At 34.6% G+C, this 9,351-nt stretch carries 7 protein-coding genes and 1 pseudogene; 2 read left to right on the top strand and 6 right to left on the bottom strand.

The features are described 5' to 3' along the window. Positions 1-115: 115 nt before the first annotated feature. The 6 genes and pseudogenes from chrA to WA249_RS18530 form a co-directional block, all read right to left on the bottom strand. Positions 116-1,537, bottom strand: a complete 1,422-nt coding sequence (gene chrA / locus WA249_RS18555; protein WP_002040866.1) for a chromate efflux transporter — start codon at positions 1,535-1,537, stop codon at positions 116-118. A gap of 46 nt (positions 1,538-1,583) precedes the next feature. Then, positions 1,584-2,522 (bottom strand): chromate resistance protein ChrB domain-containing protein, encoded by a 939-nt coding sequence (locus WA249_RS18550; RefSeq protein ID WP_002065076.1) that lies wholly within the window; start codon positions 2,520-2,522, stop codon positions 1,584-1,586. Positions 2,523-2,855: 333 nt separating this feature from the next. Continuing rightward, the gene (locus tag WA249_RS18545) at positions 2,856-3,734 is read right to left on the bottom strand and encodes a TIR domain-containing protein (protein ID WP_000027438.1); all 879 of its coding nucleotides are present in this window, start codon (positions 3,732-3,734) and stop codon (positions 2,856-2,858) included. Positions 3,735-3,806: 72 nt separating this feature from the next. Next, positions 3,807-4,163: pseudogene (locus WA249_RS18540) on the bottom strand (tyrosine-type recombinase/integrase); the annotation flags it as partial. 580 nt (positions 4,164-4,743) lie between these two features. Beyond that, positions 4,744-5,343, bottom strand: coding sequence for a TetR/AcrR family transcriptional regulator (locus WA249_RS18535; RefSeq protein ID WP_336170899.1), 600 nt, complete (start codon positions 5,341-5,343; stop codon positions 4,744-4,746). Between the two features lie 3 nt (positions 5,344-5,346). Next, positions 5,347-5,664 carry a cupin domain-containing protein gene (locus tag WA249_RS18530; RefSeq protein ID WP_336170897.1) on the bottom strand — a complete coding sequence of 106 codons (318 nt, stop codon included), beginning with the start codon at positions 5,662-5,664 and terminating at the stop codon, positions 5,347-5,349. A 1,253-nt stretch (positions 5,665-6,917) separates the two neighbouring features. Here WA249_RS18530 and WA249_RS18525 point away from each other — a divergent pair. Next, the gene (locus tag WA249_RS18525; protein ID WP_336170895.1) at positions 6,918-8,666 is read left to right on the top strand and encodes an FAD-dependent oxidoreductase; all 1,749 of its coding nucleotides are present in this window, start codon (positions 6,918-6,920) and stop codon (positions 8,664-8,666) included. A gap of 372 nt (positions 8,667-9,038) precedes the next feature. Then, positions 9,039-9,351, top strand: a 313-nt coding sequence (locus WA249_RS18520) for a DUF3969 family protein (protein ID WP_336170893.1), incomplete at its 3' end; no start/stop codon positions are given.

Genomic DNA, 9,351 nt, shown 5'->3' with positions numbered 1-9,351 from the left:
CTAGAGCAGAGTATCACTTATAAATAAGCTTTTAGTTGTTCAAACATGTGGGACCACCTCTGTTTTAGTTGGACAAATAAGTCCAACTAAAACATTTTTATATAGTTATAAGTGATTAGCCGCTTATCCCGAAAAAGTGAAGAATAATTCCTATAGCGCAGCAACCAGCTAAAGTAGTCATCATTCCAAGTTTGAAACGGAATAAAGCAAGCATAGCTATGATTGATAACATTAGTGACCATGGGTTAATGCTGGATAAAACTGGAACTTGTAAAACCATTCCATATTTATGAATTACATTAACTTCAGCAAATAATGTATGTAATGCAAACCACACTGATAGATTAAGGATCACTCCAACAACAGCTGCTGTAATTGTCGAAAGTATGGCATTTAAAGCCTTATTATTTCTTAATGCTTCAATATATGGAGCACCAATAAAAATGAATAGAAAAGAGGGTACAAATGTTACCCATTTCGCTAATATACCTCCAAGAGTACCAGCCAAGGCAGGATTCAATGATCCTGGGTCTCGATACGCTGCCATAAAGCCTACAAACTGAACTACACTAATCAGGGGGCCAGGGGTGGTTTCAGCCATACCAAGTCCGATCAGCATTTCACTAGGTTTAAGCCAATGGAAGTTTTCGACGGCTTGCTGTGCAACATAAGATAAAATTGCATAAGCACCACCAAACGTAAGTACGGACATTTTGCTGAAGAATAGAGCGATATGCGTATAAACATTATCTTTGCCCATTAAAGTAATAAAAGCTATAAGTGGGCCGAGCCATAAGACCAAACCAATGAGAGTAATTTTTAGAGCTCTTGTATGGGAAGGTTGTACATGCTCTGGGATCTGCTTAGCAAAAGCAGCATCAATAGCTGCTAATGAAGCATTAGAGCTATTAGCGTCAGAATGAGATGAGGAGGCGTTAAATGCTTTACTTCCACTTTTATTTCCGATGTAACCGATAAGCGCAGCAACTAAAATAATAAATGGAAAAGGCAAAGCAAAGATAAAGATGCCGATAAATGACAAGATAGCGACAATGACCATCACCTTGTTTTTTAAGGCTCGACGACCTACACGCATGACAGCTTCAAGAACTACTGCAAGTACGGCTGCTTTTAATCCAAAGAATAATGCTTGAACAATACTAATCTGACCATAACTTGCATAAATCCAGCTTAGTATTCCTAATGCAAGTAGACCCGGTAAAATAAAGAGAGTACCCGCAACGAGTCCGCCACGTGTTCGGTGTAATAACCAACCTATGTATACAGCCAACTTATGTGCTTCAGGACCAGGAACAAGTGTACAGTAATTTAAGGCATGTAAAAAACGCGTTTCACTAATCCATTGTTTCTCTTCAACTAAAATTTTATGCATTACTGCGATTTGCCCCGCAGGTCCACCAAAGCTAAGCGCAGCTACTTTAAGCCATACCCAAAAAGCTTCACGAAATGAAACACCATGAAGTTCATGTGGGGGAATGCTTTCAGCTAAAGCAGTGGAATCTTCATTTGTATTCATTGCTATTTCACCTAAATTTTTGAAATTTAAAAAGTATTTGATGCGTTTAATCATTCAGTACAGAGCTATTTTTATTAAAGCTAGACAATAGGCCATTAAAGATTGCATTTGATGCGACTAATAATTGGTCATCATCTGTAATGTTTTCATGTATTCCTGCAAAGACGGTTTCTATGCCTGAAGCTTCGGGTGGCTCAATCCCGCCAATATCAAGATAGTGGACAATCTCTGCAATTTTTTTCAAAGCAGGTGTTTCTAAATTAAAACTATGTAAAAGAACTTCGAAGGTAACCCAGTGATTGATATGACTGAAAGCTGCACCATCAAAATCGAATCCTAAAGCTTCTTCTGGACATTCACTTGGTGTTTCTAACCAAATAAATGTAGGAGTTGAATCAATAAAAGTCTTGATTAGCCATGCAGAGGCTAGACGATCAATCCAAGGTCTCTTACGAGTTGCCCATATTTTGTTTTGATAACTATTTTTATCTAGAAGTTGAATATGTGCTTGTATTGCTTGAGGCTCATTCACTTCACCAAGTCGAGCTATTGAAAGCTCTAAAGCAGAAAGTTCATTTAGTACCTGTGCTTGAGTCTCATCGGGGTAATAGTCAATTTCTACGAGTGCATCGATACTTTTTCTTAATTTACGGATTTGCTTGAGCAGCTCTTTCTTTTCATCTTTAGATTGACGATCTCTTAACTCAGAGAGTTGTTTATAGAGGACATCGTATTCTTCTTTTCGACTGAAGAAAGGAGCTAATTCAAGGTTTAAAGGCTGCTCCGCATGGAATACATACGCAGAGCCTTGCTCTGAAATAACGTCACTTGCAATAGGATCAAATTTCTCGCTATGAGAAATGGGAAGTAAATACACACCATCTCTAAGGATTGCGGCTCCACTTGCTTTAAGAGAACGCCATACTCTCATACGTGTAGATGTGTTCTGTGTAGGCAAAGAGGATATGAGTAAAGATATTTTCATGTTGTATACTCAACTTATTTGTTAAATATATAACATTAATTTGGCTTGGATACAAATATGAAGAATCGATTTCTTATATCAAAAGAAATATTAAAGGGCGGAAATGGCTAAAGAAGAATTTTTTAAGTTTTTGATTTTATATAAATTATTTGGTTTTATTGTTTCAATATACATCAATATTTGTGAATTCAGTATTACTCATCACAAAAAAAATTGTTTTAGTTATAATTAAATTATTGATTGTAAAGTGTCTAAATTGTAGGGTGTTCAAAAGTTGACTGAGAATTAGGTTATTTGTAAATCTCAGTCAAAATTTTAATTTTTAGAAGGCGCTTATCGATTTAAGATAACATCAGCTAATTGATGGGCAATTTCCTCAATACTATTTACAGAAGTATTTAAGGCGACTTTATCGGCTAAATTCGGACTATAATCTAAAACGTCATTTTTAGTAATTTTGTGCCAAATCGGTAAAATCATTTTATGGCCATTCATTTCTCGAGCTACTAAGCCATCAAGTTCATAGTTGGTCCAGTCTTTCTTAATAAAGTCAGTTGAAAGAACAACGGTACCGTATTTAGAGTTTCGGAGACCACTATCAATTTTTTGACGTAAACTGTCCCCAACTTTTAACGTGAATTCATCGTACCAAACGTTTACTCCAAGTTGCTGTAATGTCTCTGCAAGCGGTCTGACAAAATCTTCTTTATCTTCTGAAGCGTGTGAAATAAACAAATCATATTCTGGTTCCGTCTCAGGTATTGTATTGTTGTAAGATGATATTGAAACATCAGTAATATATTGGGTAGAAGCTTTAATAGCATCAATTTCACGTTTCAGCTTCTTTTGATGTTCAATTTCGTCTTTCTGCTGTTTTTTAGTCAGGACCTCTAATTTTTTTCTTTCCAGTATTTCTTCTTTTATAAGGTTCTGCTTTTCTTTCAGCAGCTTATTATCAATATCAATCTTTTTCTTTTGTAAGTCTGAAAGTTTTGATTGTATACGAGCGTTTTCTTGTTCTTTCCTACTAATTTCTGATAACTTTGTTTTTAATGTAGAGGGGCTAGTTGTCTTCCCGATAGAATTTTGAATTTGTAAAATTTTAGAAATTATATCAGCTCCCTTTTTCTGCTCTAAGCTCATTCGATGAGTAATATCTGCTAACTCCTTATTTAACCTTGTTATGGTACTGCTTATAGTTTGTATTGACATGTTGGCTCTATGATAAATATAAAGGGTAAGATTATTATTTGGTTAGGCGAAATACAAGGTTTATGTGTTACATCACTCTGTAAGCGTAGAGCAGTGCTCTGCCCAATCTGCCATTAATTCTTTACGTTTATCTAGATAATCTCCACGCAAGTAAGAAGCTTCAACTTTATCTGGTAGTTTGTGCGCTAATACATGTTCACAGACTTCACGCGCATAATTAGTTTTTTCCGCAGACCAGTCACGAAAAGTAGACCGAAAGCCATGTGTGGTAATTATACGATTCTGTTTTGGATCAATATAGCCTAAGCCATTTTTTAGTTCTTGTTCATGCATACGCTTGATTAGTGTAGTCAATGGCATGTCGGAAAGCATTTCACCACTACGTGGGGCGGGGAATATAAAATCTTCTAATTGAATATATTCTCGAATGAACTCTTAATTGAGGTAAAATTACATGAACTGTCTTAGAATGGGTAGTTTAAGATGATTTGTAATTTACAATCATTAGCTTACTAAGCAAGAATAGTGTCAGGTGAATGAAATATAAACAAATGATTGGTTGAAATTTTATTGTAGTAAAAATAACAGTAAAAAACTAAAATTAAATTATTTTTTGTATGTTTATCAGTGGTTTGGTTGTTTAATTTGACTAACACCGCTTCCGCCAAATTCGAAAAGCCCCTGTGAAAGCAGGGGCTTTTTTTATTTATTGTTTATCACTCAAATCAATTTTAATTTGCAAGTCTAATATGTTGAAGCTAATCAGCATGATCAACAGATAACAAATTTCTGTGAACTCGCATTCAAGTGCCAAGATGTGCCATATGCCAAAAGGAAAATAAGCTTTCTAGCCACAATGTTTGTTGTGACCAGAAGTGTGGCTATAAGCAAGAAAGCGATAACCGTCTGCTATGTATAAGATATCAATTACAGGCTCTCAACCGCAAAACCCGAGCATTTAACCAATAACCATCAAAGCGCGGCTTTTAGAACTGTTGGAACCTGTTTTTTATCTAGCGGTTGTGAGCAAGATAATGTTGAAGAAGGATTTAGCTCTTGAGCGGAAGGATTTACATGGGTTCTCGTCATTTAGAGAAGTCGCCATGATGCCTTCTAGTGAAGCGAATATGATTTCCGCTATGTCTCGCTCTGTTTCAATAGTTTGGGGTGATTCTTTTTTTGCTTGGCATAAAGTATCTTCTAACCAATCGATATTTTGTTTGGCGAACAGCCGTAATTCGCTTACACATGGCTCTTGCTGGAAAGAGGCCTCTCTCACCATTACCAGATATAAGCATAGACGCTTTTCGTCGTTCAGCATCTCTGCGAAAAGTTCGGAATATGCATATAGTTTTTCGGTTAAGCCATCCAGTTTCTCAATTTCCTGCAATCGATAGAATTGCTCTTCTCGGTACTGCTGAAGCGCAGATCGTGCCAAATCATCTTTAGATTTAAAATGATAGTAGAGACTAGGTGCTTTGATTTGTAAGCAATCGGCGATTTGTCGCATGCCTAATCCATTGAATCCATGTCGTTGAAACAGATGGATTGCTGCTCCGAGTATTTTTTCCCGCGTCAATGGTGAATGGTTTTTTGTAGTGGATGCCATACATTATTCCGTCAGTTCAATGCCGCCATGATGTGTAACGAACAAGAGTGTATTCTCTAGTGCAAATGCCTCGTGCTCATCGATGCCTTGAACTTGTAACACATCTCCAGCCTGCATTTCCACGGTATTGAAGCGAATCACTCCCTCTAGAACGATAATTTGTTCCCATCCAATATGAGTATGTTTAGGAAAACTTGCTCCAGCCTGAAATTTTGCTAAATAGCTTTCAATACCATCCTCACTACTCCAAGTTCGACAGGTTTGAACTCCTGGGATACTACTATCAGTCCAGATACGATCTTTTTGACTAACTAAAATCATTTTTTAACTTCTTAGAGGATTAAATTTGAGTTAATCTAACTAACGTTCGTTAGGTTGTCAATGTAAACAAAATTTTTAGTGCGATAGATCGATAATTTGAAATCGCCTTTGGTAGTAATAGTCAGTTGATCTAACGGCCTAGTCGTATTGATCTGGTCGATTTATCCAATGTTCTATGTCGTCGTTATAATTTGGGTCATCTTAAGCATTTGTAGAGACTTATTAGTAATTTATGACTTATGCATAGGATTGTTTAGTATAAGTAAACTTATTTATGGTTATTGGGAAGACGAAATGATCAAAAATAATGAGTGAGTACTGTGAGTTATTCTTTTATAGTCCTATCTTTTGCTTGAAATTAGAAAGCTTGGGGGATCTCTAAAAAATAAATATGGTAAAGAATGAGTATTGCTATCCGGAATTTTTCATTGCTAATTTCTTGTTTTAAACGAGTTTTAATAAGTTTTCTTATTTTAGATGAGCTTTTAAAAATACTCTAAATATTAATTTTGTCGCTAGTATAATTTGTAACTCTTATAGTATTTAAAGTGATTGTGGTGAATAACTATTTTTATCATTTTCTTAGTGGGATATTTTAATTTTAATTAATGATGTTGTTTTTTGTAGTTGATTATGTTGGTATGGTTTTAAAAATTTTTATAAATTAATTTTATTTAAAACTATGAGTTTTATTATTTTTGTGAAAAATATAATATGCATAAATTTGCCAATGCAATTAATAAAACTCAAATGCTATATTTATTTTAGGTTCAGCATCATGCAGATGTTCAAATTTTATCTTATTTATTAAAAAATTACCTATCAATGCTATGAAAATCTGATTTATATATGCCTAGTCTTTGCAATCCGAACTTACAGTATTAAGTTAAGTTTATTTATAATATATAAATAAACTTTTGCTTGTAACTCTGTAATCATGAAAAATTTATAGGAGTTTTAAAATAGAAAGAATAATAATAGAGTTTGATAAATTATCAAAATGAATAAATAGCTATTATTAGATATATTTTAAGAGATTGCTGTACTCATTACTCTTCAAGTAAGTAGGGGTAACATAAAAATGTATGAATAAGCTACAAAAAATTGATAATTGGATCATAAGCTTATTTGGTTATTAATGTTGTGAAGGCTTTATCGGTAATTTGCCTAAAAGTATATCTAAGATGGTTATTTGCTTTAAATATATGTAATAGCGATTTAGCTACCAAGAATATGTAAGTAATAGGATAAAAATGTTAGAAACTGATGTTTTAATTGTTGGAAGTGGTCCGGCTGGTTCTTCTGCTGCACTTATGTTAAGTACTTACGGAATCAGAAATATCATAATAACTAAATATAGATGGCTGGCGAACAGTCCGCGTGCCCATTATATCAGTCAAAGGACAATGGAAGTTGTCCGAGACTTGGGGATATCTGATGAAGTAATAGCGAAAGCAGCACCCAAGGAAGTTATGGGAGATGTTGTTTATTGTACATCTTTAACGGGCGATGAAATTGGACGCTTTCCTTATGGAATGAATCATCCAGAAAGAATATCAGAGTACGCTAAAGCGAGTCCCTGTGAACAGTGTGATCTTCCTCAACACCTATTTGAACCTATTTTGCTTTCAAATGCAGCTTCAAGAGGGAGCCACCCAAGATTTGATACGGAATACTTATCTCATGTACAAGATGAGAACGGCGTAACAGTCACTGTTTTAGATCGACTGACTAAAGAAACGTATCTAATTCGATGTAAGTATTTAATCGGAGCTGATGGGGCGAGCAGCAAAGTCGTAAAAGATTTAGATTTACCTATGGCAGGTAAAATGGGGAAAAATGGCAGTATAAGCATTATTTTTAAAGCCGATTTAACAAAATATGTTTCGCATCGACCTGGTTACCTCTGGTGGATTATACAACCTGGAGCAAACATTGGAGGGATTGGGTTAGGTTTGTTGCGTATGGTCAGACCTTGGAATGAGTGGCAGATTGTTTGGGGTTACGACATTGAAAAAGAAGAACCCTCTCTCACCGATGATGAAGCGATTGCGATTTGCAAACAGCTTATTGGTGATAATGACATTGAAATAAATATAAGTAGTAAGTCGTTATGGACCGTAAATGAAATGTATGCAGAGCAATATTCGAAAGGTCGAGTTTTCTGCATTGGTGATGCTGTTCATCGCCATCCACCTTCGAATGGGCTAGGTTCAAACTCATCTATACAAGATGCTTATAACTTATGTTGGAAATTAGCATTTGTATTAAATGGCAAAGCAGGTCATGGTTTATTAGACAGTTATAATGATGAAAGAGCACCTGTTGGTGAGCGAATTGTTAAACGGGCAAATCAAAGTGTTAAAGAGTTCTCTACAATATTTTCTGCTTTAGAGTTAGATGGAAAGTACAGTACAGAAACGATGCAAGGAAGTATAAATGCGTTAAGCGAAGGTAATGAAAAAGGTGCTGTTAAACGCCGTGATTTAAGATCTGCAATTGAATATAAAGCTTATGAATTTGCTGCTTTAGGAGTAGAAACTAACGTACGTTATCATTCATCTGCAATTATTGGAGCAGAGTACAATATTGAAAATAAAAAAGATTCTAGTAGAGACGAAGATCTTTATTACTATCCTTCATTTACTGCTGGCCATAAACTTCCTCATACATGGGTAGTCAAAAATCATAGAAAAATCTCTACCTTAGACTTAATTGGGAATGGAAAGTTTACGTTGTTCTGTTGGTTGCAAGGTGATAAATGGAAACTTGCGGTAGACAACCTAAATAGACAGCTTAATTTAGATATTAAAGTTATACAGGTAGGCCCAAAAAGAGACGTCGAAGACTCTTATGGAGAACTTTCTCGCTCTTGGGGGCATGATGAAAATGCTTGCATAATGATCAGACCAGATGGCTATATTGCTTGGCAAAGTAATAAAATTGAATCTGCGGATGATGAGTTACACGATGCCATGTTATCAATACTTAGTTTGAGTTAGTTGATTGTCTATGGGATAAATTTTAATAAAATCTATTGAAAAGTATTTTATTGAATTTAGATTTCCAGTATCCGTCAAATTCTAAAAACCTCTGTTAAATCAGGGGCTTTTTATTTCTATAGAATAAATTGATCCATTTGAAACAACTTATAGGCTTAAAGTTGATGGCTATCATACTTATTTCATGGCTGATGAAATTATATCAATACATATAGCCGAATCAAAAAGCACCTAACTATTCTGTAAGATTTTAGATAGTTCTAAAAAGAAAAATTTAATATAGTTACCGGGATATGAAGCACATATATCCATTATTACTAAAGAAATCTTGTTAAGGTTTTGAAGTTAAGATAGGGATTTTTGGAGGGATAAATGAATACATCTGGAAAAAATGATTTAGAAAAGTTAATTTTACTAGTTAATCTGGGAGTTTTACATTCTTTAAAAAATAATTATATAGATATAAATGAGGCTGAGCATTTTTTGTATACACCATATATGCTTAGACTTTTGAAAGAAAATAACTATTCTATTGATTTAATTAATGTGATTCATAGAGGAACTGAGCTAGAAGATTTAGATGGATTTGATATTGATTTTAAAGATGAAGTCGAAAAAATGTTTAAGGAGTGTGAGGAGATGATCAAGAATTTGCCTGAAATTAGTTTTGAATTTGAAAAATGGT

Source organism: Acinetobacter sp. 161(2023) (assembly GCF_037027805.1).
Lineage (GTDB): Bacteria > Pseudomonadota > Gammaproteobacteria > Pseudomonadales > Moraxellaceae > Acinetobacter.
The sequence above is the reverse complement of the archived record's forward strand: the minus strand, read 5'-3'. Positions and strand labels throughout refer to the sequence as shown.

Bases quoted from the DNA above. Each gene is read 5' to 3' on its own strand.
- chrA (WP_002040866.1), bottom strand. From the start codon at position 1,537: ATGAATACAAATGAAGATTCCACTGCTTTAGCTGAAAGCATTCCCCCA.
- WA249_RS18550 (WP_002065076.1), bottom strand. From the start codon at position 2,522: ATGAAAATATCTTTACTCATATCCTCTTTGCCTACACAGAACACATCT.
- WA249_RS18545 (WP_000027438.1), bottom strand. From the start codon at position 3,734: ATGTCAATACAAACTATAAGCAGTACCATAACAAGGTTAAATAAGGAG.
- WA249_RS18535 (WP_336170899.1), bottom strand. From the start codon at position 5,343: ATGGCATCCACTACAAAAAACCATTCACCATTGACGCGGGAAAAAATA.
- WA249_RS18530 (WP_336170897.1), bottom strand. From the start codon at position 5,664: ATGATTTTAGTTAGTCAAAAAGATCGTATCTGGACTGATAGTAGTATC.
- WA249_RS18525 (WP_336170895.1), top strand. From the start codon at position 6,918: ATGTTAGAAACTGATGTTTTAATTGTTGGAAGTGGTCCGGCTGGTTCT.